The sequence below is a fragment of the Acidobacteriota bacterium genome (genome assembly GCA_020349885.1).
Classification (GTDB): Bacteria; Acidobacteriota.
Map to the genome: position 1 here is coordinate 1,571,594 of CP070701.1, position 23,255 is coordinate 1,594,848.

Consider the following 23,255-nt stretch of genomic DNA (forward strand, 5'->3'; position numbering starts at 1 on the left):
CGGATGGGTGGGAGCGCAGGCGGTCATTGCAGCCCTGGTGGTGCTGGTGCCGACGCTTGGGATGGGGGCGTTGTTTCCGGTGGTGGTGAGGGCGTTCCGGGAGGCGTCGAGAGAGGGAATGCTGCCGGAGAAGAACGTGGGGAGACTGTACGTGCTGAACACGGTGGGGGGTATAGTGGGGAGCCTGGCGGCGGGGTTCTGGCTGGTGCCGGGGATGGGGATGTGGAAGACGGTGCTTTTGGCGAGCGGGGTGAGCGTGGCGCTGGGGATTCTCGTGTGGATGGCGGTGCGGGAGATGGCGTTATGGCCGAAGACAGTGCTCGCTACAACGGTGGCCGTGGTTGCGGTGGTAGGCATGTGGGCGCTTCCCGAGTGGAACGCGCTTCTTCTTAACCAGGGCCTCTACCGCGAGATGCGCAACGTGAAACGATTTGACAAAAGGAGCAAGCTTGAGGGGCAAGACTTGCTTTTTTACCGCGAGGGCGTCAACACGACGGTGGCGATTTTAAGGTCTCCCGGGAATATCAGCCTGCGGGTGTCCGGGAAGGCCGACGCCAGCACGTACGCCGTGGATCTCTACACCCAGCTTTTCGTGGGACAGCTTCCGGTTATGTTCGCCCGCAACCCCCGGCACGTAGCCGTCATCGGCTTTGGAAGCGGCATGAGCGCCGGCACGATGCTCCGCCATCCTTCGGTCGAGTCGCTCGACATTCTGGAGATCGAGCGGGGCGTAATCGAGGGCTCCAAATACTTTGAACTCCTCAACGAAAATCCCTTTGATGACCCGCGGACGCGCCTCGTGCTGGAAGACGGCCGCATCCATATGACATACACCGACAAGGTCTACGATGCGATTACTTCCGAGCCTTCGAACCCTTGGATTGCCGGGGTGTCGAATCTCTTCACGGCCGATTTCTACAAGCTGGTGCGCGCCCGGTTGGCGCCCGACGGCATCTTCGGCCAATGGATACAGCTTTACGAGCTCTCGCCGGGGACGTTCAAGACGATGATTCGCTCGCTGCACGAAGCGTTTCCGTACGTCGCGATCTTTTTATCGAGGTCGGCGGACGCCGTGGTGTTGGCCTCCGGCGTTCCCATCGAGATTCCGTGGGAGACGCTGAAGGAGCGCTTTTACGAGGAAGACGTGTACGAGGCGTTTCACGAGCTTAAGATCCGCAACCCTCTGGAGCTCTTTCATTTCTTCTTCGCGGGGGCGGAACAGGTGGATAAACACATCGCTATCTGCGGCATGGACGTCGTGGAGGTAGAGGAGGAGCGGGGGGAAGGGGAAACTCCTCTGTACCACTGCCCGGTGCACTCGACCTACACCTCCGACCGTCCCGGGGAGTGCCTTATCGTCCCGGCGATCAACACGGACGACAACGTGTGGCTGGAGCACCGGATGCCGTACGATTTCTTCAACGTGAGGGCGGGAGACCTGGGGCCGGAGCTAATTCGGCATTTTGCGAAAGGGCGTTTGGCGGGCCTTCGGAGGACGGTGCCGGGCCTGCCGGAGGAAGAGGCGGTGCGCACCATGATTCGCTACGTGCATTCCCAGGAGCCGAAGCTGATGCATGGCAGCCGAATTATAGACTTATGGCAGAAGTGGCGGGGGCCGATTGTGGAAGGTTTTCTCAACGTTTTCGAGGAGGAGGGCAACACGGAGATGGTGGAAAAGGTGCGCGAGTGGAAGAAAGGGTCCGAGGACTATATGCAAGACCGCGTCCTTGCGACGCGGCACGTTGTTCGGGCGATGGAACCCAAGGTGCAGCAGCAGCCTTCGCTGCGCGAGGCGTTCATAGAGGAAGCCCTAACCCGGGCGCCGGACCTGCCGTTCGTGATGGTCATGGCGGGCAAGTTTGCCATGCAGGATCACGACGCCGACAAGGCGGAGGAACTCTTTCGCCGCGCCCTCGAACAACCCTGGAGCCCCTCATACTACGATGCGGTGATGGGACTGGCCAGGGTGATGGAGCGCCAGAAGCGGCTGGGTGAAGCCCTTGACTACACCGAGCTCGCCGAAGAGAGCAATCCCTATTTCCCGAACGCGTTTTCCTATCGGGCCCACCTGCTTAACCGTATGGGAAAAACCGACGAGGCCCTGGAGACTTTGGAGCAAGGATTTATCTACAATCCGGGCGACCAAATACTTGTGGACCGGCGCCGGGAGATCGCCGGCGCAGGGTCATAGCGCCGAACGAAATTTGTCGGGTTCTCTCGCCTTCTCCTCTTTTCGCCTTGAAACACAGATTTTCCCTGACTTCCTCGGGAAAGCCGTGCCGCGGGTTGACCAGAAATACGAATTGCTCCATACTTTTCCGAAAGAGCATTCAAAATGAAAGCCGAATTCACGGCCGTCTTCAAAAAGCGGCGAAAGCGGAAGGGGCGCGGTTTTTAGAGGTTCGCTGGTGATACGTTACTTGCCGTTATGCGAATGATCCGCGCGCCGCTCGGTTGGAGCGCCGTGGCATGCGCGCTCTTGCTCGCGCCGGCGCTTCCCTCGCGGGCGCAGGAACCCCCCGTTGCGCCCCCCGCCGCCGCGGACGAAGAAGAGGCGGCGGCGCCGGAGGCGCTGCGGCTCATACGCGGCCTTCTGCGCGACGGCCTGGAGGAGGCGGCGCTAGGGCAAATCCGCTCGTTTCTTGAAAACCATCCGGCGAATCCCGCCGCGGCGGAGATGCGCTTTCACGAGGGACGCATCCTCCTCGCACGCGGCGAGGCGGACGATGCGGCGGAGTGCTTGTCGCTCCTTCTCGAGCAACATCCCGAAAGCCCCTACGCGGCCGAGGGCGCCTACCTGTGCGCCGTGGCGGAGCGCCTGCGCGGGCGACCGGGGGAAGCCGAGCGGCTTTTCGTGCGGGCGCTCGGCGAGGAAAATCTTCCCGACAAGCTCCGGCGCGCGGCGGGCCTCCGTCTCGCCGCGGTCCGGCGCGGGCTGGGCCGCTGCGAGGAGGCGCTCGAAGCCCTCGCGCCGCTCGAAGCGAGCGCGGCGGTGCTCCTCGAGAGCGCGCGCTGCCGATACGCGCTCAAGGATTTTAAAAACGCGCGCCGGGACCTGACCGGGGCGCTCAAGCCTTCTGCCCCGGGCGAAGCGGCGCTTGAGCCCGAGGAGGAGCGCGAGGCGCGCCGTATGCTCGGCTTCATCGCGTTTCACGAGAAGCGTTACAAGGAGGCGCGCGATATCCTCGCTCCCCTCGTATATGGGGAGACGGACGCTTCCGGGATTTTTCCGCAGACGGAATCGGCACTCGCGTGGACGCACTACCATCTCGGCGACTACGGCCAGGCCTACGACATGGTGCGGCGCCGCAGCCCGGCGCTTCGCCTGAGCGAGCGCGAGGAGGCGCTCCTTGCGGCGCGGGGTGCTCTGGCCCGCGGCGAGGACGGGGCCGCGCGCGAAGCGCTCACCGCCGTGCTCGAATCGGAGCCCGAAGACGCGGAGGCGCATGCACTGCTTGGAGAAATTCTGCGCCGCGCGGGTGACGCCGAAGGCGCTGCGGAGCATCTTCGCCGCGCCTCGCGGCTCCTTCCCGTCTCGGAAGGGGCGGCGCTCCTGTTTGACGTCGGAGAAATCCACTACGGCGAGATGCGCGACTTTCACGCCGCGCGGCGCATCTTCGAGGCGCTCGCCGCAACCCCGGGCCACGGCATGCGGGCGCCATCCATGCTGTACGCGGCACGGAGCGCCCTCGGCGAGGGCGACCGCGCGGGCGCGCTCGCCTGGCTTGCGGCGCTCGTCGAGGAGTACCCGCAAAACTCTTCGACCGCCGAGGAGGCCTACTACCTCTTGACGGAGCTCTACACGGCTCTCGGCCAGCATGAGAACGCGCTCGGCATGACGGAAATTTTCTTGAGGGAATTTTCCGACTCGCCGCGCGGTCCGGCGGCGCTCCTTCGCAAGTCCGACCTCGAGGAAAGGCTCGGCGCCTCGGAGGAAGCCGCCTCCTCGTACCGCTTCTTCCTGGCCCGCTATCCGGAAGACCGCGCCGCGCCGCGCGCCCACCTGTTGCTCGCGCGCGTTCTCTCGGCGCAGGGAGCGTGGAGCGAGGCAGTCGAGGTTCTCAAGGCGCTGCGCAAAAAATTTCCCGACTCCGAGGAATCTCGACAAGACGCGCCGCACGAGACGGGGCGCGCGCTTCTGGAAACGGAGCGCGCGGAGGAAGCGCTTGCGGCCTTCCTCGAAGACGCGGCCTTGAATCCGCCGCGCGGCCATTATTGGGCCGCGAGGGCCGCCCTCGCCGCGGAAGACGCCGAGCAGGCCGTCGCCTACTTTGAAAAAGCGCACGAGGCCGCACCGCACGGCGACCTCGGCCAGGAGGCGCTCCGCGAGGCGGCGAAAATCGCACTTTCCTCCGGCGACGAGGAGAGCAGTGTCGCGCTCCTGCGCCGTCTCCGGAAAGGCGACGTCCTTTATGCGCGCTACGCGCAGACGGCCCTGGAGCGCCATTTCCTGGGGCAGGGAAAAGTCAAGGAGGCGCTCGAGGAAATTCCCGAGTTCATGCGCGGCAACCCCGCCGTGGCGCTCGACTCGGGAAAAATCCTCGTGCGTGCCAAGGGGCGCTACGAGGCGGGAAACATAAACGAGGCGCGCCGCGATTTCGAGGAAATTCTAGAAAAATTCCCTAACTCCGAAGCCGCCGCGGAAGCCCATTTCCACCTGGGCGAAATCGCCTTCGCGGAAGGCCGTATGCAGGCAAGCGACGCGCACAACCGGAGCGCCCTCGAGGGCCGTCTTCCCGACGCGTTTCGCGCGAGGGCGCACTATCGGCTCGGCGCCTCGGCATTCGAGCGCAAGGATTTCTCCCAGGCCGCGCGCCACTTCGACGAGGCCGAAAAAACTCCGGCGAAAGCGTTGCGCGGCCTGCGCCCGACGATTCTCTACCTGGCCGGCGTCTGCTACGAGCAGGAGCACGAGCCCGAGGAGGCGCGCCGCCGCTACCTCGGCTTCGCCGAGGCCCTCGAAGACAGGGCCGCCATGCAGGACGAGCAGCTCCGCGCGGCGCTGTTTCTTCAGCGCGAGGGCTACGCGCAGGACTCGCTCGCGCTCTGCGAGGCGCTTCTCGCTGTGGTCGAGACGGAGGACCTGCGCACCGAGGTGCAATTTTACCTGGCCGAAAACTACAAAACGCTGGGAGACCTCGACCGCGCGCTTCTGGAATACCTGAAAGTCACGTACCTTCACCCCGAAAACGCGATGTGGGCCGTGACGGCGCGCTTCGAGGCGGGGCAGATCTACGAAAAACAGGGCAAGTGGGACGAGGCCGTGAAGCTCTACCGGCGCATCGCCGAGGCCGCTCCAGGCTCGGCACAAAGCGAAGCGGCCCGCAGGCGCCTCGAGGAGATCACCGAGCACGGCGCGGAATCGCCGCCGGAGCTTTCGTCGGAAGAGGTGGACTAGGGGCGCGGCTTTCGAGCGGGGCATCCCATGCCTTGCTCGCCGGGAAATGACATGAGCGCCCTCGGCGCGGCGGCTTCCGTGGGAAGCTACCCGTCCACAATCTGCGGCAGGACTTCCGCCGACTTTGCGCGCAGGGCTACGTCGACCACTTGCGTTAACGGCGTTTCCTGGGGATTGATTTCGATTACGGCCGCGCCGCTCTGCTTTGCCATGAGCGCCCACTGCTGAATGTAGCCGAACACGGCCGTCGTGCCCACGACCAGCGCCGCGTCAAGCGTCGGGAGTTTCTGCAAAAAATCGTCGATGCGCTGAACGACCGCCAGATTCAGGGTTTCGCCGAACCAGACGATGTCGGGACGCAGCAGCCCCCGGCACGCCTTGCAGCGGGGCGGCGTCTCGGGCAGGGGAACGTCCCTGAGCTCGCCCGCGTAGGAGCAGCTCGTGCACCGCACGCGCCAGAGGGAGCCGTGGACGTGCTCGACGTTGCGGTTGCCCGCGCGCTCGTGCAGGTCGTCCACGTTCTGCGTGGCCAGAAGAAACCGCTCGGCGCTTCCTTCGATTTTCGCCAAAGCCTTGTGCCCGTCGTTCGGCGAGGCCTCGGCGACCAGGCGGCGGCGATGGTCGTACCATTCCCACACGAGCCCGGGGTTTTCCGAGAACGCCTGCGGCGTGGCGAGATCCTCGGCGCGGAATTTCTTCCACCACCCGTCCGCGCCGCGGAACGTGGGGATGCCGCTCTCGGCGGAAGCCCCGGCGCCCGTCAGCACAAAGATGCCCTTTGCGCCCTGAAGGAGCTCTCGCACTCGGGACACCTCGGCGTGCGTTTTGAGCGTGCCCATACCTTTTCCCATGCTACCATGCCGAGCCCTATCAGAAAGGCGCCGCGTGATTCGGACTAACCATGATTGAAACGCAGTTCTTGTCTATGCTACTATTGCATTTGGTGAACGGGTTTCCCATTGCATGGGAATGGTTTTTGGCGCAAAGGTTGAGTAAAGGTAACACACCATGACGACTTACCTGCCGCTGGAGGAAATCGCGCAGAAGTTTCCTTTTCTCTACGCGCCCCCTTCGGAAGCGGCCGAAAAAGACGCACCTCAGACTCCCTACGTCCTTCTGGAGCGCAGCCTCCGCTTCGTGACCCTCATGGCTCTCGCGCACAGTGCGGTGCGGCGCAACATCGGCCTCGAGCTCTCTCACAGTCTTGACGAGCATTTGGGGAATCTTTCGGGCCAGGCGTGCGCGCGCCTTCAAAGCCTGATGCTGGCCCATGACACGGGCTCCCTCGTGGAAGTCTTCGGCCTGCCGCTTCGGAACCCGGTGCAGGTGCGCCTCTTCGTCGAAACCTATCGCGCGCTTCTCACGCGCATGGAGCATCTGGACAACACGTCCCGCACCGAGGAAGCCATACGAGTGCTGGCCGAAGAATACAGCGAGTTTCTCGTGCGGCGCTTCCACGCGCGCATCGTGTCCATTCGGGAGGAAAAACATGGGCTGTCCGCCTACGATGTCGTGGCCCGGGAAAGGATGGACATCGAGGAGCTTCTGCCCGTTTCGACGGGGCGGGGCCTGCATCTCGTGGATGACCTCGCGGCCTCCTTCACGCCGATCGAGCCACTGTTTTGCATGCACCGCACCTCTCTGCTTCTTTACGAAGGACACGGCCCCGACGGCGTTTGCTACACGAACGGCCGGGGGGATCGGCTCGTCCGCCTGGAGCGAGACGAGCTGATCGCGTGGGCGGAGCTGTGCGTGCGCCTGGGCGCGTACCGGCAGGCCCTCGCACTCTTCCACGACGCCGGAAAAAATCTTTTCCCCAACAAGGAGCGCACCCGTCTCTACCGCTACGCCCGCATAGCCGCGAGCGGCATGGAACATTTCTCGGAGCAGGACTACGGAAAGGCGATCGAGGAATTCGAGCGGGCGCTTGCCCTTGATGACTCCCATCCTCCGCTGTATTACGCCACCGCCCATGCCCACCGCCGGGGGGGCGACTCCGCGCAGGCCATCGCGACCCTGCGGCGCCTCCTCGCACGCTACCCCGACAAGGTGCAGGCTGAGGAACTCCTGGGCGACCTCTTTGCCGAGCGGGACAGCGCCGAGGCCATCCGGTTTTACGAAAAGGTTCTCGCCGCAAGCCTTTATCAACCGGGTGTGGCGCGCAAGCGGGACGATCTTAAGGAACGGCTGGCCAACAAGCCGGGTCTTCCGGCGAGCGCGAAAGCGCCGGGGCGTGCTCCCGTGGCCAAGCCGCGGGAGGAGGCGCCGTCGGCCAAGCCCTCCGGAGCGCCCGCTCCGGCCGAAGGGCCTTCCGCGGACGAGCTTCTGGTGGACATGCTGGCGGAGGCCGAGGGCGGCCGCTACCGTCCCATCGTAGGCCGCGAGGGCGAACGCGCCCAGGCGGTCGAGATTCTCTGCTGCCGGGCCAAGAGCAACGTTCTTCTCGTGGGCGAGCCGGGCGTTGGGAAGACGGCCCTCGTGGAAGACCTGGCGCTCCGGCTCTCGAGGGGAGAGGCGCCGCGCGCGCTTCAGGGAAAACGCCTCTATGCCTTCAACAGCGCCGCCGCCATCGCCGGCGCCAAGTATCGGGGCCAGTTCGAGGAACGCATCCTGCAGGTCATCCGAAAACTCTCGGACCAGCCGTCCATTCTGTTCGTGGACGACATCCACACGCTCTCGAGCATGGGGGCGTCGAAAGGGGGAAGCCTCGACCTGGCGAGCCTCATCAAGCCGTCGCTCCTGCGCGGGGAATTCCAGGCCGTCGCCGCGGCGCCGTACGAGGACTACCGCTCGCGCCTGGAGAAAGACACCACGCTGGCGCGCTGTTTTCAGGTCGTCCGGCTTGACGAGCCCGGCCGGGAGGAGACGCTCGCCATTCTGTCCTTCCACAAGGAACCGCTTGAAAACCACCACCGCGTGCGCTTGAGCGAGGAGCTTTTTGCGGAGACGTTCAAAACCATCGCGCTGTGCTTGAAGGAGCGCGCTTTTCCGGACAAGGCGCTCGACGTCTTCGACCGCGCCTCGGTCAAGGCCGCCCTGCGCGCGAACGGCACCGCGCAACGCCAGCCCGCCGTCACGCCCGAGGACGTCCACGCGGCCATTTCGGACCTCTCCGGCGTGCCGTTCGCCAAGGTGGCATCCATGCGGGAGTCGCGCTACCGCGAGCTGGAAACCCTCCTCGAGGAGCGCATCATCGGGCAGGAAAGCGCCATCCGCACCGTGGCGCGGGCTCTCAAAACGGCCAAGCTGAACTTCTCTCTCAAGCCCCAGCGGCCGGAGGGTATCTTCCTGTTCGTTGGGCCCACGGGCGTGGGGAAGACGGAGCTCGCGCGCGCCATGGCCGAGGTGCTCTACGGCGAAACGGACAGGATGATTCGAATCGACATGTCGGAATACATGGAGCGGATCTCGTCGTCGCGCCTCATCGGCACCGCTCCCGGCTACGTGGGCTACAACGACCCCAATCAGCTCACGGACATGGTGCGCCGCAATCCCTACTCGCTGATTCTGCTAGACGAGATTGAAAAGGCCGACGCGCAGGTGATGAACCTCTTTCTGCAGGTCTTCGACGCGGGACGCCTCACCGACGGCAAAGGCCGCATCGTCCACTTCAACCACACGACGATCGTCATGACCGGAAACATCGGCACGGAGCTCTACTCGGAAATGAGGATCGGCTACGACGAAGTCTCCGGCCGCGGGGGGCATGTTTCGCGCTCGGCCCTGACGAAGCGCATCAAGCGCTCCTTCGCCCCCGAGTTCCTGAACCGCCTCGACGAGATCGTCCAGTTCGACCCGCTCGCCCCTGAGAGCATCAAGCGCATCGCCGAACTCAAACTGCGCAGCGTCCGCGAGCGCATGGCCGAGGAAGGAAAGACCCTGCACCTTGCGCCCGCCGTCTACGAACGCCTCGTCGCCGAGGGCTACAGCCCCGAGTTCGGCGCCCGCCACCTGGAGCGTGTCATCCGCCGCCTCGTCCTCGACCCCCTTGCGGACGCGTCCTTGAGCACGGAATGGGACGAGCACCGCCACATCCAGGTGGACGAGCGCGAGGGACGCACCGTGATCGGCTATTCCGAAGAGCCTTGCAGCGATGAGGTGCTTGCGGAGGGTAGAGAAGCGGTCGAGAGCACGACGTCCAAGGAAGTGCCCAAAGACTGAGCGACCGGCCGGAAGGCGCCCCCTACCTTATCCTGAGGAGGTGAACAGGTGAACAGGGGATCAGGAGACCGCAGGCGAACGGCTTACCTGGCATTGTATCCAAACAGTTGACGCTGTCGTCTTGCTCGCCTGCTCGACTGTTCCAATGCTCGCCTGCTCTACCAAACTGCCGGCTCCGGCAGTTTGGTCGGGGCGACTGGATTTGAACCAGCGACCCTCGGCTCCCAAAGCCGATGCTCTACCAGGCTGAGCCACGCCCCGAACGAACCATTATACTTCCCGCGAAAGTAGATCGCCACGAATCAGGCGGGACGTCCCCGGCGGCCTCGCGGCGGTGGATGCTATCGCTGCTTGTAGTGTTGCTCGAGATAGCGTCCGAGCAACTGCCGGTCCCGGCCGTATAAGCGGGTGAACTGGAGCGCCAGACGGTAATCGTTACGTCCCTCGACGGGCTCTTGGGGCTTCACACGAACCACCTCCCCCTCCGCCGTGAGCCATTCCGACCGCTCGGGGAAGGGAAGCTCGAGCTTGACGGTCAGGTGAGTCGATTTCGGAATGTAACGGGAGACGCGGCAATGGAACCCTCCCAGGCTGAGATTGCCGGTGACCAAGGTGAGCTCCGTCCCCTCGGGGCCGGCGGTCTCCACCGTCAGGTGCGCGGGCACCCGCGGGTGTTGGCGTCGTTCCTTTTTTACATCCATCATACTCCCTGTTACCTCAGGCGTTTTTGTGCTTCGTTCGTCACTTGTTCAGCGATGCATGATAGCTTTTAGAGCCCACCCCGGTCAAGCCGTCGAATCGCTGACGAGTCCCCGGTTCCCGCTTGCACCACAAGGGAAAAGGGACGTGACGCTTTCTGCGGGAGGGCGGGGTAGGGGAGATCGGGCATGGGAGATAGGACATTACGTATGCGATGCTCAACCTGATGCGCTCTTGTAGCAGGCGGGTCTTTTCGGATAGAATACTGCCTCGTGGGAGCACCAATTTTTGCGAAGAGGAAGCGGAACGGATTTAAAGAAAGCGTGAACCCCGAGCCGTGAATCAACTATGGGCCGCATCATAGCGATTGCGAACCAAAAGGGCGGCGTGGGAAAGACCACGACGACGATCAACCTCGCGGCCGCGCTCGCCGCGGCGGAGCGCAAAACGCTTCTCGTGGACATGGACCCGCAGGCGAACTCGACGAGCGGCCTCGGCGTTGCGCAAAACGGCGCGGGGCCCGACGAGGCGCCGCAGCAGGGCACGCTCTACCAGGCGCTTCTGCATTTGACGCCGCTCGTCGAGATTTACCGCTCGACGGAGCTCCCGCACCTGAAAGTGGTGCCGAGCGAGCGCGCCATGGTCGGGGCCGAGGTGGAGCTCGTGACGCTCAAGGACCGCGAGTGGCGCCTCAAGCAGCTGCTTCGGCCCGTGCGCCGCCACTTCGACCACATTTTCGTGGACTGCCCGCCTTCTCTGGGGCTTTTGACGCTCAACGCCCTGGTCGCGGCCGACGGGGTGCTCATTCCCATGCAGTGCGAGTACTACGCGCTCGAGGGGATCTCCGAGCTGGTGGCCACCATTCGCCGCATCCGCGAGACCCTTAACCCCCGCCTTCGCATCGAGGGCGTTCTGCTCACGATGGTCGACGAGCGCACCCGGTTAGGGCAGCAGGTCGGCGAGGAGATTAAAAAATTTTTCGGCGACCTCGTTTACAAGACCGTGATCCCGCGCAACGTCCGCCTCGGCGAGGCCCCGAGCTTCGGAAAGCCCGTTTTCCTCTACGACATCGCCTGCCGCGGCGCGGAGGCGTACCTGGCGCTCGGCAAAGAAATTCTGAACGCCTCAAAAACGTAGGCTCAAGTCATGCCCAAGAAAAAACCCGCTTCCCCGAAACGACAGGCGCTCGGACGCGGCCTGGATGCGCTGCTCGCGAAGCCCGCGGCGGCGCTTCCGGAGTTCTCCCGCGAAGCGGGCGATGCGCTCGAAATCGATCTCTCGAAAATAGACCCGTCGCCGCACCAGCCCCGCGCACGCATTCACCCGGAGACGCTCGCGGAGCTTGCGCACTCCATCAAGGAAACGGGCGTCCTGCAGCCCGTGCTGGTGCGCCCCGCGGAGCGGCGGGGACGTTTCCAGCTCATCGCGGGCGAGCGTCGCCTGCGCGCGGCGAAGCGCGCCGGCCTCCGGCGCATCCCCGCCGTCGTCCGCGACGCGCCCGACGAGCGGCTTCTCGAGTTCGCGCTCATCGAGAACATCCAGCGCGAGAACCTTTCCCCCCTCGAGGAGGCGCGCGCCTACAGGACCCTCTCCGACACGTACAACCTGACGCAGGAGAAAATCGCCAAGCGCGTCGGGAAGTCGCGCGCGGCCGTGGCGAACGCGATGCGCCTCCTCGCGCTTCCGCCCAAGTGCCAAAAATTGCTCGAGGACGGAAGCCTCAGCTCCGGCCACGCGAAAATTCTCCTTTCCCTCGATGACGCCGCGCTGCAGGAGCGCCTCGCGGAGCGCATCGCCAAAGAGAACCTCTCCGTGCGCGCCGCGGGAGCGCTCGCCAAAGCGAAGGTTCCGTCCGGCGGCGGGCCCTCCCGTCGAAAGGCCGCGGAAGCTTCCAAGGACCCGAACGTCCGCCGCGCGGAAGAGGATCTCCAGCGCGTGCTCGGCACGAAGGTCGCCATTCGCGGCGGGGGCGGCCGGGGCCGCATCGAAATTTTTTATTACTCCGCGAACGACCTGCACCGCCTCTACGACCAACTGCTTCTCTCGCGCGGGAAATAATTCGCCGCGGGCCCGGCGATTGTGATTGTTTCGTTCGCGCTCGCGGTGATGATGAAGGTGAAGGGAGACGCGAAAGGGGACGGGCGGCAGGCTTGACAGGGGAGGTGCCGCGTGCTAACTTGAAGAATACGATGCGGGATTAACTCAATCGGTAGAGTGCAAGCTTCCCAAGCTTGAAGTTGCGGGTTCAAGTCCCGTATCCCGCTCCATAAGGAAAGCAGGCGAAACCGTGGCATTTTTCGGCGAGAGGAAAAAATCGGCAGGTGTGCCCGTGCCGGGTGCTTCCAGGCCGGCGGCGCCCAGCGCGCCTCCTCCCTCGCCGCGCACGGTGCTCGGACGCGGCGCGACGTTCGAGGGCGTCCTCAAGGGCGAAGGCGAGGTCGTGGTGGAAGGCTCGTTCCAGGGAGAGGTCAACCTGTCCGGCAACTTCGCCGTCGGCGTGGAAGGGCGCGTGGAGGCGAGCATTCAAGCCCGCGCCGTGACGGTCGAGGGAACCATCGTGGGTAACATGACGGTGTCGGAGCGGGTGGACATCCGCGCCACCGGCGTCATCGAAGGCGACATCACGACGCCCCGCGTCGCCGTGGCGGAAGGAGCGACCATCCGCGGCCGCATCAATATGTCTCCGTCGCTTGGCGCCGAAGCCCGACCGGGCGGCGCTGCCTCGCCGGGCATGGCCGTGCCCCCCGGCCGGGCCGCCGCGAGCCCGGGAGGAGCAGGCCTGCCTTCCACGAGCGGACGCGCCGTGGTCGAAGGCTAGGCGCGTCTTTTTTCCATTACATCCCTTCCCATGCGTTTCATGAACGTTCCGGCTGCTAATTATACGAAGCGGCGTCTCGCCGCGGGAGGGGTGCTTTTTTGCGCGTTCTGGGCAAGCGCCGCGCCATGCCTGGCAGTGGAAGCACCATCCGTCCGGGGCGGACGACACAAAAAGGGTGCGCCGGCCATACCCTTGGCCCTGGAGGAGCAGGCCGAGGCGGACGCGAAGTCGCGGCGGGCGGAGGCGTACGCGCGTTTCCTGCGCGGCAGCATCTATGAGCAGGAGGGACGGTATCCCCGGGCGCTCGAGGCCTACCGCGATGCCCTCGCGCTCGACCCGGAGTCTTCCCATCTGCACTTCAAACTCGGCGAGATGCTTTTCTACGCTGGGCAATTGAGTGAAGCCAGGGACCATGTGGAGGAGAGTCTCCGCCTCGGCGAAAGCTACGAGGCCCATCTTCTGATGGCGCGCCTTCACCACAGCACGGCCGGGCGGAAGGGGCGGCGGAGCACCGCGTTCTACGAGCTGGCCGCCGAGGAGTACCGACGCGCCATGGCGCTGGCCGCGGACTCCGACATGTCGGACAAGTCCGAAGCCGCCGCCATGGAGCTGGCCAAGCTTTACCTTGCGCTGGGCCGAACCGAGAAAGCCGAGGAGGTGCTCGAAGTGCTTCTGGCTCAAAAACCGGGTAACGCCCTTCCCCTCTTGCTGCTTGCGGAGATCCGCGAGTCGCAGGGGCTTTTTAATGAGGTGGAAGATCTCATTCAGCAGGCCTTGGAGGCCAATCCCGATTCCCTGCAGGCGATTCGCACAGCGGCCTCGTTCTATAGTGTGCGCGGCCGCTGCACCGAGGCCATTCCCCATCTCGAACGCCTCCTCGACGCCATACCGCCTGACTTCGTAACGCGGGAGCAGCTTGGACTTTGCTATATCGCCGAGAAGCGCTACGAGAACGCCATCTCCCTGCTCGAGCCGTTCGTAAGCCTCCAGAGCACCTACGACATCGTGCACCTTCTCGCGCTTGCCCTGCGGAAAACCGAGCAGCACGACAAGGCCGTCCGCTTGTGGCTGCGATTCTTGCAGGAACAGCCGGGGCACCTTAGGGCGCGCGCGGAACTCGCAGGGGTCTACGCGCTCCAGGAAGACTATGCGAGTGCCCTTGAGCAGTACCGGATTCTTGAAGACATGCTGCTTCGGACGCGGGAAACGGCCCGTGTTCCGCATGACGAGGTGGCGAAGGTTCTGCATCGGCAGGGACTGGTCCTTGTGGCCATGGGCCAATACGGCGAAGCCGCGACGGCTTTTGAGCGCGCCATGCGGCTCGCTTCGGCGCCTTCGGAGGATTTTTATTTGGCCGCACTCGAGGCATGGCTCAACGCGGACGAGGTCACCCGCGCGCTCACGGTCACCATTGAGGCCCTGAGCCATTTCCCGAAAAGCACGCTGCTGCGCTTCGCCATGGCCGAAATTTTCTTGCGGGACGGCAAGGAAAGCGAGGCCGTCAAGAGCGTTGAGGACATTCTCGAAGAAGACAACCTCACCGAGGGGGATTACCGGCAGGCCGCGGCGTTTTATCGAGCGCTCGAGTACCCCGAGGAAGCCATGGGGGTGCTCAAGAGGGGGGAAAAAGTTTTTCCGAAAAGCGACAGCATTCAGTTTCAACTGGGCGCCCTCTACGAGCGGCAGAGCTTTTTTGATGAAGCGGAGCGCCATCTGCGCCACGCCATTGAGCTGAATCCACGGAACGCGGCGGCCCTCAATTACCTGGGCTACATCCTCGCGGACCGGGGCGGGCCGCTCGACGAGGCGCTCGCACTGACGAAGCAGGCGGTCGCCATCGATTCGGGAAACGGCGCCTACCTCGACAGCCTGGGCTGGGCGCACTTTCGGCGCGGTGAATACGAGGAATCGGAAAAATACCTGGAGCAGGCCATCGAGCGCCTCGAGGACCCGATTGTTCGCGACCACCTGGGCGACGTGCGCTTCGCCCTCGGCCGCATCGAGGACGCCATCACGGAATGGCGCAAGGCCCTCGAAGGGGGAATCGAGAACGCCGAGGAGGTACGTCAAAAAATTGAGCGTGCGGAGGCGCAGCTTGGCGCGGCGCAATAGGGGCCGCGCCCCGACCTTGAAGATTCCATCGTTCGCCAAGCTGAACCTTGGCCTCGAAGCGGGGCCGCGCCGCCCCGACGGCTATCACGCCCTCGCAACGCTCTACCAGACCATCAGCCTTCACGATACGCTCTCGTTTTCGTTCGAGGGGCGGGAATGGCAGATCGAAACCCGATGCGGGCGCCGGGACAAGTACGACGACGCGGACCTTCCCGCGGGGACGGACAACCTCGTATGGCAGGCGCTCGAACGCCTCCGTCCGCACATGGGCAGGCAGGGCGTTCGCGTCCGCATTCAAAAGCGCATTCCAGTGGGAGCCGGCTTGGGCGGCGGAAGCAGCAACGCCGCCGCCGTGCTCCTTGCCGTAAACCGCGCGCTTCGCCTGGGGCTTTCGTGGCAGGCGCTCTACGCCGCCGCCGCTTCCCTGGGCTCGGACGTTCCGTTCTTTCTCCACGGCGGGACGGCGCTGGGCGTGGGGCGCGGCGAGGTGGTCTGCCCGCTTCCCGACGTGTGGAAAAGGGCCGTGTTCTACGTGCTTGCGGTTCCGCCGGAGCGCCTTTCGACGGAGGCCGTATACGAAGCGCTGGATCGGACTTGCAGGGGCTTGACTCCAAAAAAGTTGTCTGGTATTATTTTAAAGGATACGTTCCTGGTGCTTGACAGGGGTGTGCCGATGCAGTTGCAACTAAAGAACGACCTCGAAAGCGCGGCTTGTCGGATGGAGACGGTGGTCCGGCGGGTTCGGCGCGCCTTCGCTGAGGCGGGCGCCGTCCGTCCTGCGCTTACGGGGAGCGGGACAGGGTGGTATGCTCTTGTGCCCGGCCGTGCGGCGGCGCGGCGGATGGAGCGTCGTCTCGCTGGGTATGACTGGTTCGTCCGGACGGGTTGTTTCGTGACGAGGCGCCGCTTCGCCCGGGCGTTCCGCCCGCCCCGGCCATGCTGAACTCGGCCGCACTGCTTCCAGGAGACAGGCAAAGACAAGGTACAAAGAAAGAGAGAGAGAGAAGCCAATGAAAACCACTTTCCCCGACATGTAGGGGCAATTCCCGACACCTCGGGATAAGCCCCCGCAAAAGCGGGATAAGCTACGAGAGAACCCACGGGCTTGTCCTTCGGGTGTTCCGGTACACCGTATCGGGATTCCCTGGGGACGCGGTTTTTAGTTTTTTGGGGAGATCTCGAAAGGAATCCAAAACCATGAACATCACCGAAGTGCGCGTTTTTCCGATTCATGACAAGGACAAACTGAGAGCCTTCGTCTCGATTGTCATCGATGGTTGTTTCATCGTGACCGACATCAAGATCATCCAGGGCAGAAACGGCGCGTTTCTTTCGATGCCGGGCAAGCTCGGCAAAGACGGAAAGTTCCGTGACATCGTCCACCCTCTTGACTCGGAAACACGCAAGTTCATCGAGGACATGGTGTTCTCGAAGTATCACGAGGTCACCAAGGTCGAAGCGTCGCCCGGCGGCGAGGCGCTCCCTGCTCCTTCGGAGTAATCCCGGGCCTCTTCAAGGCGAGGGAGAGGGCTACGCCCGGCCGTGCGTGTCGAGGATGTCGCGCGCGAGGCGCTCGGCCGCCTCGTCGTTTCCGAGGCGGTAGATTTCCAAAATATCGCTCTCGATGAGGGCGTCGTAGAAGGCCACTCGGCGCTCGGCCGGAATCTTCTCCTGAATGTCGGTGCGCATTTTCTTCAAAAGCGCCGTGAACTTCGCGTACTCTTCGCCGAAGACTTTTTCCAGCATGAGGCGGACGCGGCGCGAGAGGCGCGGGGCCGAGCCGCCCGTGGCGACGGCGATCTGGAGTTCCCCCCGCCGCAGCACCGAGGGAACCACGAAGTGGCAGTGCTCGGGGTCGTCCGCGGCGTTGAGGAGAATTTTCTTTTCCTCGCAGAGGCGGTAGAGCTCGGGGTTGAGCGCGCGGTCGTCGGTCGCTCCCGCCACGAGAAAGACTCCTTCCAAATCGGAAGGAGCGAACGCCCGCGCGTGCCACACGATGCGGCCTTCCCCGGCGAGGCGGCGGATGTCGTCGTGCGCCTCGGGACTCACGACCGTGACGTGCGCGCCGGCTTCGAGAAGGGACAAAATTTTACGCGCGGCCACCTCGCCCCCGCCCACGACGAGCGCGCGCCGACCCTCGAGGTTGAGAAAAGCAGGGTAATAAGGCATTGCCAGCGGTTAGCCGTTAGCTATTAGCAGTTAGCAAGAGCTCCTTCTTCTAACGGCCGACGGCCAACTGCTAACGGCTTGCTTAAAGGAGCGCCTTGATTTCTTTCTCGAAGTCTTCCTTTCGGTGGGAGCCGACGAACCTGACGCGCAGCTTGCCCTCGCGGTCAATCAGGAAGGAGGTGGGAATGTTGCGGGCGCCGCCGTAATCCCGCGCAATCTTGTAGGTGGGATCCATGGCGACGCGATAGTTGATGTTGTTCTTCTTGGCGAACTCGGCAAGTTTCTCCGGAGGCATTCGCCTGGGATTGTCCACCGAAAGGGAGATCACGGCAAGGTGTTTCTTGCCGTATTCCTCATGCAAGGAATTAAGATGGGGGATCTCTATGCGGCAGGGGCGGCACCACGTCGCCCAAAAGGTGAGGAGCACCACCTTGCCCCTGTATTGCTTAAGGCTGAGTGGCTTGCCTTCCACGTCTTTGATTTCAAACTCCGGCGCCGGCAGCGGCTCCTTCAGGTACCCGATGACCGCCCACTGTTGGGACGCCGCAAGTACGGCGACCGCGAAGGCGAAAGCCGCCCATAGCTTCGACCGACTCATTCCTCTCGTTATGCGCTTCTGCAGCATTCCCTTATCCTTAAACGCCTCCCGCACCGTTTTATTTCCCGACCTTGCAGACTAATCCATCTGCAGCGAAAAGTCAATGCCGACGGAGGGCAGGGGCCGGTTATCAGGGGTCAGTCGTCAGAAAAAGGAAGATTCGTTTAACTGGCCCCTGACGGCTGGTCCCTGATTACTGGTTTAGAGGAGCGTCTTGATCACTTCCTCGAACACTTCCTTGCGGCGGGAGCCGACGAACTTGGCCCGCAGCCGGCCCTGGCGGTCGATGATGAACGAGGTGGGAATGTTGCGGGCGCCCCCGTAATCCTGCACAACCTTGGCGGTCGCCATGGCGACGCGGTAGTCGATGTTTTTCTTCCTTACGAACTCGGTGAGCTTCGCCGGAGTCACCCTCATTGGGTTGTCCACCGAGAGGGAGATGACGGCGAAGCCCTTATCGCCGTACTCCTTTTGCAAGGCATTAAGATGTGGAATCTCCATGATGCAGGGGCCGCACCACGTCGCCCAAAACATGAGAAGCACCACCTTGCCCCCGTATTGCGCGAGGCTGAGGGGCTTGCCTTCCAGGTCTTCGATTTCAAACGGCGGCGCAATCGGAGTCTCCGAAGTAAAGGGCTCCGGCGGAAGCTTTGTATCGGAGAGCTTCGGTGCGGGGCGCTGTCTCAGGGCGGCCAGCCTTTGCCGCTCCTTTTCCTCGTTTTCGAGCGCCGTCAATCTGAAAGCGCCGGGGTGAAGGCTGGGATCGAGAGACATCGCTTCGTCGCGCTCGCGGCGCGCCGTGTCCCAATCTCCGGCCTCGGCGCGGCGGTCACTCAGAACACGGTGCACCCTGGCCGTCCAGGGCCGCAATTCCTGCGATTCCGGGTTGAGGCGCGCGGCCTCTTCAAAAAAAGCAAGGGCCATCTCGGGATCGTCCTGGAGGAACGCGAGCGTTCCCCTGGCGAAGGACAGGCCGAAGCGCGCCTTCTCGTCATCCGGGCGCAGTGCAAGCGCGCGGGTGAAGGCGTCGAGCGCCTTCGGCTGGTTTTCGGGCACGCGACTGAGAAGCAGCGCCTCGCCCTCGGCGACGAGGCGGCCGGCGACGCGCCCTTCCATCTCGGCCAGGAAAGAAGCGTCGCCTCCCTCGGCTCCGGCCGCGCGCCTGGCCCAAAAAAGGGCGCTCGCCTCCGTTGGCTCGATGAAATTTCCCGCCGCGAACGCCTCCTCGGCCAGGCGCCGAAAGTCGCGCACCGCGACCTCCGATTCCTTTTCCTTCGGGTATAGCCATTCTAGAAAGCCTTGCTCGTGGAGGTAGAAAGCCGTACCGGCGAGAAGCGCGAGCGCCGCCGCGAGTCCTGCGGCAGCCACGACCATCGGTCGTTTCCACGGGTTCGTTTTTCCCATCGGGCTTTCCTTAAAACGCCTAGGGCCCCCTTTTCTTTCCTTCCCGCCCCCGCAGGCTAAACAAGCCGCGGCAGAAAGTCAATCCCATTGGAAGCCTCAGAAACTCGCTTGCCCGTTCAGGCCTTGGGGCAAGAGTCCCGACCCCCGCAGGTGTGTTATACTCTTTTCCATGCTTGCCGCTACGGTCCCTATGAGGCAGCCCTCGCGGCCGACGCGACGGTCCCTCAGCCAGGTACACCTCGTTCGCGAGGATACGAGCCGCGAGCTCGCCGAGCGCTTTGCCCCCCGGGACGACCAATGCGTCCTCGAGGTGGGTCCCGGCACGGGCAACGTGACCGACCACTTGGTGCGGCGCGTCAGGCGCCTCGTGGCCGTCGAGATTGATCCCGGGCTGGCCGGGGCGCTGGCAGCACGCTATCGCGGTCTCGAGCACGTCCGGGTTATTCAGGGCGACATCCTCGCGCTGGACGCGGCCGAGGTGCTGGCCCGCGACATGCCGGAGCAGGCGGATGAAGAGGCCGGCGCGGCGCGGGTTTTCTCGGCCCTTCCGTACCACATCACGAGCGCGTTCCTCGAATGGCTGCTCGACCACCGCGCCTGCTTCCGCGACGCCGTGCTCATCCTGCAGCGCGAGGTGGCCCGAAAGCTCCTGCGCGATACGCCGAAGACGCGCGGCTACCTTTCACACCGCGTCCGCTTCTGCGCGGACGTGAGCTCTATCATGCGCGTTCCGCCCTCGGCCTTCTCGCCGCGCCCGAGCGTCTCCTCCGAGGCGCTACGGCTGAGCTTTCGGAAAAAACCGCCTTTTTCCGAGGAGGACGAGGCGCCCCTTTTCGCCCTCGTGGGCGCGTCGTTCCGCGAGCGGCGCAAGACGCTCTGGAACAACCTGCGGCGCACGGCGCGCTATTCCCCCGAGGCGCTGGAGCGCGCGAGGGAAACGCTCGGATGGGAGAGGAACGTTCGCGCCGAGACGCTCTCCCTCGAGGATTTTTCGAAACTCCTCGCGGCGCTCACCCGGAGCCAGGGTCCATGATTATTCTATTGCAGGTAATTTTTCTCGCCGTTCTTCAGGGGATCACGGAGTTCTTGCCCGTCAGCAGCTCCGGCCACCTCGCCATCGCGGAGTACTTCATGGGCTTCCAGTCGCCGGGACTCACGTTCGAGGTCCTCGTCCACGCGGGAACCCTGGTATCCGTGATCGCCTACTTTCGCAAGGACATCGGCGCCCTCCTGGGGTTCGGAACGGATTCCAGGTTTGTGAAGCACGAGCATATGCTCCTTGTGTGGATCCTTGTGGGCTCGGTGCCCACGGGGATTCTCGGCTTTGTGCTCCAAGACGCGGCGGTGAAGGCGTTCCGCAACCTGGCGGCCGTAGGAGTGGGCTTTTTGGCGACGGCCGTGGTCCTCTACTTCGCTTCCCGCATCCATCCGGAAAAAATCGGCATCGAAACCATGGACTGGTACCACGCGGTTACGATAGGCGCGATGCAGGGGATCGCGGTGATGCCGGGCGTTTCGCGCGCCGGCGTGACCATCTCTACGGCACTGTTCGGAGGCCTTGATCGACGCACGGCCTTCTCGTTCTCGTTTCTTCTTTCCATCCCCGCCGTGCTGGGGGCCACGATCGGGGAGGCGAGCCACCTCACGGAGGGTGCCGTCAGCACGCAGGAACTGGGGCTCTACGCGATGGCCTTCGCCGTCTCCGCCGTCGTGGGATATGGCGCGCTCCACGCGCTGCGCCGCATCGTGGAATCGGCGCGCTTCTCGTTCTTCGCCTACTACTGTGCCCTTCTGGGTGTGGTGACCATTACGGTGAAGGCCCTATCGACGCAACCGGCGTAAAGCCCACGCGCCCCATCCCCAATGATTGCTTTCCGCGCCACTGCGAGCCATGCCCCATCGCCGGCACAAGGGCGGCTTCGAGGCATCCTGGGTGTTCCGCGGGGAGGCAGGGGCGCGTTTTTCCCGCCCGCTGCACCAAGCGCGCGGCGCGGCGAGTAGGAAAAACCCGATGCTCTTCTGGCAGGTGATCTTGCTCGCCGTTCTTCAAGGGCTTACGGAGTTTTTGCCCATCAGCAGCTCCGGCCACCTCGCCATCGCGGAGTACTTCATGAACTTTCGCTCGCCGGGGCTCGCGTTTGAGGTCATCGTCCACGCGGGGACCTTGATAGCGGTTTTCAGCTATTTCCGCAAGGACATCGCCTGCCTGCTCGGGCTCGGCTCCGATTCGGCGTTCGCGGGGCAGGAGAGAAAAACGTTGCTCCTGATCCTGCTGGGCTCCGTGCCCACGGGCGCCATTGGCCTCGCCCTTCAGGACGTCGCAACGTGGGCGTTCGACAGCATGGCGGCCGTAGGAGGGGGGCTCCTCGCCACGGCGGCGTTCCTTTATCCCGCTTCGAGGATCCGGAGCCCCGGTCCCGCGAAGGGCGGGGTCGGGGCCATGCGCTGGCGCCACGCCGTGCTCGTGGGCGCGGCGCAGGGACTTGCGGTGATGCCCGGCGTCTCGCGCACCGGCGTGACCATCTCGGCGGGACTCTTCGCCGGCCTTCATCGGCAGTTTGCCTTTTCGTTTTCGTTTCTTCTCTCCATTCCCGCCGTCCTCGGGGCCACGTTCCTCGAGGCGCGCCACCTCATTGAGGCGCCTCCTCAGGTGCTGGATATCGCCCTTTACGTCGCCGCGTTCCTCGTCTCGGCCGCAGTGGGCTACGGTGCGCTCCACGCGCTACGCCGCATCCTTGAGACCGCCCGCTTCTCGTTCTTCGCCTATTACTGCGTCCTAGTCGGGGCGGCCGCGGCCGTGGCGTCCCTCGTGTAACGCTCTCCCCCATGCCCTGGCTTGCCCTCTCCGGGCTCGTGGCTCTTTTCTATGGACTCCACGGCGCCTGGAGCCGCCATCTTCTGCGCCGCGGCGAGCCGCCGGCTATCGTGGTCTGGGCGACGTTCGTCTTCGGCGCTCCCGCGGCGGCGCTTTCCCTCCTTTGGGAGGGCGCGCCCGCCGAAATTCAGCCGGCGTTTCTCGGCGCCCTGGCCGTGAGCCTTGTGATCAATCTCGTCGCCATGACGCTTCTCATGCGGGCGCTCGCCGAGGGGAAGCTTTCGATCGTCTATCCGCTCCTTTCCCTCACGCCGCTCGCGATTGTCGCGACGGAGTGGTCCTACTACCGCATGCTGCCCTCGCGGCTCGGCGCGCTGGGCGTCGCGCTCATGGCGGGCGGCGTCTACGCGCTCCACCTCGAGTCCCGAACGCACCACTGGTTCGGGCCGCTTCGCTCGCTCGCGCAGAAGCCGAGCCGCTACGCGCTCGCCGTGGCCCTGCTCTGGAGCGTCTCCTCCGTGGCGGACAAAGTGGCCACCCAGGCGTCGAGCCCGGCCATGTACATCACGCTTTTTAACGTTCTTTTCGCTCTGCTTTACCTCCCCGCGGCCCTGCGGGCACGTCGGCGTTCCGCGCCGCGGGGGAACGAAGCACCCGGCGCCTCGCGGACGCAACGCCTCGGCATGCTTTTGCTGCTCGGGGCGCTGTGGGGCGTCATGGCGCTGCTGCAGATGCATGCGATCACCCTGACGAACGTCTCCTACGTCATCGCCACAAAGCGAAGCGGCGCGCTAGTCGCCGTTTTGTTCGGAAGCTTGGCGTTCCGCGAAGGCGCGCTCGCCTCCCGCTTGGCCGGGGCGCTCCTCATGACCGCGGGCGTCTGGTGCCTCGCGTGGGCGTAGCACAACGCAAACGCTTTTCCTGACTGGCCCCTAACGGCTGGCCTCTGACCCCTAACTTCGTGGCGGAGGGAGAGGGATTCGAACCCCCGGTCCCTTGCGGGACTCCGGTTTTCAAGACCGGTGCCTTCAACCGCTCGGCCATCCCTCCGGCCAATTTCCATTATACCCCGAAACGAGTT

Annotated in this window: 18 protein-coding genes and 3 tRNA genes; 14 read left to right on the plus strand and 7 right to left on the minus strand. The window is 64.3% G+C overall.

Annotated features, from left to right (window positions below):
* Window positions 1-2,191: hypothetical protein (locus JSV08_06795; protein ID UCF80222.1), on the plus strand; the 2,191-nt coding region annotated here is incomplete at its 5' end.
* A 237-nt stretch (window positions 2,192-2,428) separates the two neighbouring features.
* Window positions 2,429-5,398: a tetratricopeptide repeat protein gene (locus JSV08_06800; protein ID UCF80223.1), complete on the plus strand. Its 2,970-nt coding sequence runs from the start codon at window positions 2,429-2,431 to the stop codon at window positions 5,396-5,398.
* Window positions 5,399-5,484: 86 nt separating this feature from the next.
* Here the strand turns inward: JSV08_06800 and JSV08_06805 are convergent, their stop codons facing one another.
* Entirely contained in the window at window positions 5,485-6,237 is a 753-nt protein-coding gene (locus tag JSV08_06805) for an NAD-dependent deacylase (protein UCF80224.1), read from the minus strand.
* A gap of 169 nt (window positions 6,238-6,406) precedes the next feature.
* On the opposite strand from JSV08_06805, the gene JSV08_06810 reads away from it, so the two are divergent.
* Complete coding sequence (locus JSV08_06810; protein ID UCF80225.1) at window positions 6,407-9,559, plus strand: AAA family ATPase; 3,153 nt, start codon at window positions 6,407-6,409, stop codon at window positions 9,557-9,559.
* 184 nt (window positions 9,560-9,743) lie between these two features.
* On the opposite strand, the gene JSV08_06815 is transcribed toward JSV08_06810, so the two are convergent.
* Together JSV08_06815 and JSV08_06820 are read right to left on the minus strand one after the other, a co-directional pair.
* A tRNA-Pro gene (locus JSV08_06815) sits at window positions 9,744-9,820 on the minus strand.
* A gap of 80 nt (window positions 9,821-9,900) precedes the next feature.
* The gene (locus JSV08_06820; GenBank protein UCF80226.1) at window positions 9,901-10,263 is read right to left on the minus strand and encodes a PilZ domain-containing protein; all 363 of its coding nucleotides are present in this window, start codon (window positions 10,261-10,263) and stop codon (window positions 9,901-9,903) included.
* Between the two features lie 343 nt (window positions 10,264-10,606).
* Here JSV08_06820 and JSV08_06825 point away from each other — a divergent pair, with 343 nt between their 5' ends.
* The 7 genes from JSV08_06825 to spoVG all read left to right on the plus strand — a co-directional run bounded on the left by JSV08_06825 (window position 10,607) and on the right by spoVG (window position 16,688).
* Window positions 10,607-11,395: a ParA family protein gene (locus JSV08_06825; GenBank protein UCF80227.1), complete on the plus strand. Its 789-nt coding sequence runs from the start codon at window positions 10,607-10,609 to the stop codon at window positions 11,393-11,395.
* A 9-nt stretch (window positions 11,396-11,404) separates the two neighbouring features.
* Complete coding sequence (locus JSV08_06830; protein UCF80228.1) at window positions 11,405-12,316, plus strand: ParB/RepB/Spo0J family partition protein; 912 nt, start codon at window positions 11,405-11,407, stop codon at window positions 12,314-12,316.
* 133 nt (window positions 12,317-12,449) lie between these two features.
* Window positions 12,450-12,525: transfer RNA gene (locus tag JSV08_06835), tRNA-Gly, on the plus strand.
* A 20-nt stretch (window positions 12,526-12,545) separates the two neighbouring features.
* On the plus strand, window positions 12,546-13,076 hold the full coding sequence (locus JSV08_06840; protein ID UCF80229.1) for a polymer-forming cytoskeletal protein: 531 nt from the start codon (window positions 12,546-12,548) through the stop codon (window positions 13,074-13,076).
* 30 nt (window positions 13,077-13,106) lie between these two features.
* Entirely contained in the window at window positions 13,107-15,188 is a 2,082-nt protein-coding gene (locus JSV08_06845; GenBank protein UCF80230.1) for a tetratricopeptide repeat protein, read from the plus strand.
* Window positions 15,189-15,204: 16 nt separating this feature from the next.
* Complete coding sequence (ispE, locus tag JSV08_06850; GenBank protein ID UCF80231.1) at window positions 15,205-16,131, plus strand: 4-(cytidine 5'-diphospho)-2-C-methyl-D-erythritol kinase; 927 nt, start codon at window positions 15,205-15,207, stop codon at window positions 16,129-16,131.
* Window positions 16,132-16,385: 254 nt separating this feature from the next.
* Window positions 16,386-16,688, plus strand: a complete 303-nt coding sequence (gene spoVG / locus JSV08_06855) for a septation regulator SpoVG (protein UCF80232.1) — start codon at window positions 16,386-16,388, stop codon at window positions 16,686-16,688.
* Between the two features lie 30 nt (window positions 16,689-16,718).
* On the opposite strand, the gene JSV08_06860 is transcribed toward spoVG, so the two are convergent.
* The 3 genes from JSV08_06860 to JSV08_06870 all read right to left on the minus strand — a co-directional run bounded on the left by JSV08_06860 (window position 16,719) and on the right by JSV08_06870 (window position 19,359).
* Entirely contained in the window at window positions 16,719-17,357 is a 639-nt protein-coding gene (locus JSV08_06860; protein UCF80233.1) for a bifunctional precorrin-2 dehydrogenase/sirohydrochlorin ferrochelatase, read from the minus strand.
* Window positions 17,358-17,439: 82 nt separating this feature from the next.
* Window positions 17,440-17,955: a TlpA family protein disulfide reductase gene (locus JSV08_06865; protein UCF80234.1), complete on the minus strand. Its 516-nt coding sequence runs from the start codon at window positions 17,953-17,955 to the stop codon at window positions 17,440-17,442.
* Window positions 17,956-18,156: 201 nt separating this feature from the next.
* On the minus strand, window positions 18,157-19,359 hold the full coding sequence (locus JSV08_06870) for a redoxin domain-containing protein (GenBank protein ID UCF80235.1): 1,203 nt from the start codon (window positions 19,357-19,359) through the stop codon (window positions 18,157-18,159).
* A 169-nt stretch (window positions 19,360-19,528) separates the two neighbouring features.
* Between JSV08_06870 and rsmA the strand changes: the two genes are divergently transcribed.
* The 4 genes from rsmA to JSV08_06890 all read left to right on the plus strand — a co-directional run bounded on the left by rsmA (window position 19,529) and on the right by JSV08_06890 (window position 23,076).
* Window positions 19,529-20,392, plus strand: a complete 864-nt coding sequence (gene rsmA, locus JSV08_06875; GenBank protein UCF80236.1) for a ribosomal RNA small subunit methyltransferase A — start codon at window positions 19,529-19,531, stop codon at window positions 20,390-20,392.
* Window positions 20,389-21,201: an undecaprenyl-diphosphate phosphatase gene (locus JSV08_06880; GenBank protein UCF80237.1), complete on the plus strand. Its 813-nt coding sequence runs from the start codon at window positions 20,389-20,391 to the stop codon at window positions 21,199-21,201. The genes rsmA and JSV08_06880 overlap by 4 nt, the downstream gene beginning before the upstream one ends.
* Before the next feature lie 169 nt (window positions 21,202-21,370).
* On the plus strand, window positions 21,371-22,174 hold the full coding sequence (locus JSV08_06885) for an undecaprenyl-diphosphate phosphatase (GenBank protein UCF80238.1): 804 nt from the start codon (window positions 21,371-21,373) through the stop codon (window positions 22,172-22,174).
* Between the two features lie 11 nt (window positions 22,175-22,185).
* Window positions 22,186-23,076, plus strand: a complete 891-nt coding sequence (locus JSV08_06890; GenBank protein ID UCF80239.1) for an EamA family transporter — start codon at window positions 22,186-22,188, stop codon at window positions 23,074-23,076.
* Between the two features lie 60 nt (window positions 23,077-23,136).
* Here JSV08_06890 and JSV08_06895 read toward each other — a convergent pair.
* Window positions 23,137-23,224, minus strand: a tRNA-Ser gene (locus JSV08_06895).
* Window positions 23,225-23,255: the final 31 nt, after the last annotated feature.

Bases quoted from the DNA above. Each gene is read 5' to 3' on its own strand.
- JSV08_06800 (UCF80223.1), top strand. From the start codon at position 2,429: ATGCGAATGATCCGCGCGCCGCTCGGTTGGAGCGCCGTGGCATGCGCG.
- JSV08_06805 (UCF80224.1), bottom strand. From the start codon at position 6,237: ATGGGCACGCTCAAAACGCACGCCGAGGTGTCCCGAGTGCGAGAGCTC.
- JSV08_06810 (UCF80225.1), top strand. From the start codon at position 6,407: ATGACGACTTACCTGCCGCTGGAGGAAATCGCGCAGAAGTTTCCTTTT.
- JSV08_06820 (UCF80226.1), bottom strand. From the start codon at position 10,263: ATGATGGATGTAAAAAAGGAACGACGCCAACACCCGCGGGTGCCCGCG.
- JSV08_06825 (UCF80227.1), top strand. From the start codon at position 10,607: ATGGGCCGCATCATAGCGATTGCGAACCAAAAGGGCGGCGTGGGAAAG.
- JSV08_06830 (UCF80228.1), top strand. From the start codon at position 11,405: ATGCCCAAGAAAAAACCCGCTTCCCCGAAACGACAGGCGCTCGGACGC.
- JSV08_06845 (UCF80230.1), top strand. From the start codon at position 13,107: ATGCGTTTCATGAACGTTCCGGCTGCTAATTATACGAAGCGGCGTCTC.
- spoVG (UCF80232.1), top strand. From the start codon at position 16,386: ATGAACATCACCGAAGTGCGCGTTTTTCCGATTCATGACAAGGACAAA.
- JSV08_06860 (UCF80233.1), bottom strand. From the start codon at position 17,357: ATGCCTTATTACCCTGCTTTTCTCAACCTCGAGGGTCGGCGCGCGCTC.
- JSV08_06865 (UCF80234.1), bottom strand. From the start codon at position 17,955: ATGAGTCGGTCGAAGCTATGGGCGGCTTTCGCCTTCGCGGTCGCCGTA.
- JSV08_06870 (UCF80235.1), bottom strand. From the start codon at position 19,359: ATGGGAAAAACGAACCCGTGGAAACGACCGATGGTCGTGGCTGCCGCA.
- rsmA (UCF80236.1), top strand. From the start codon at position 19,529: ATGCTTGCCGCTACGGTCCCTATGAGGCAGCCCTCGCGGCCGACGCGA.
- JSV08_06880 (UCF80237.1), top strand. From the start codon at position 20,389: ATGATTATTCTATTGCAGGTAATTTTTCTCGCCGTTCTTCAGGGGATC.
- JSV08_06885 (UCF80238.1), top strand. From the start codon at position 21,371: ATGCTCTTCTGGCAGGTGATCTTGCTCGCCGTTCTTCAAGGGCTTACG.
- JSV08_06890 (UCF80239.1), top strand. From the start codon at position 22,186: ATGCCCTGGCTTGCCCTCTCCGGGCTCGTGGCTCTTTTCTATGGACTC.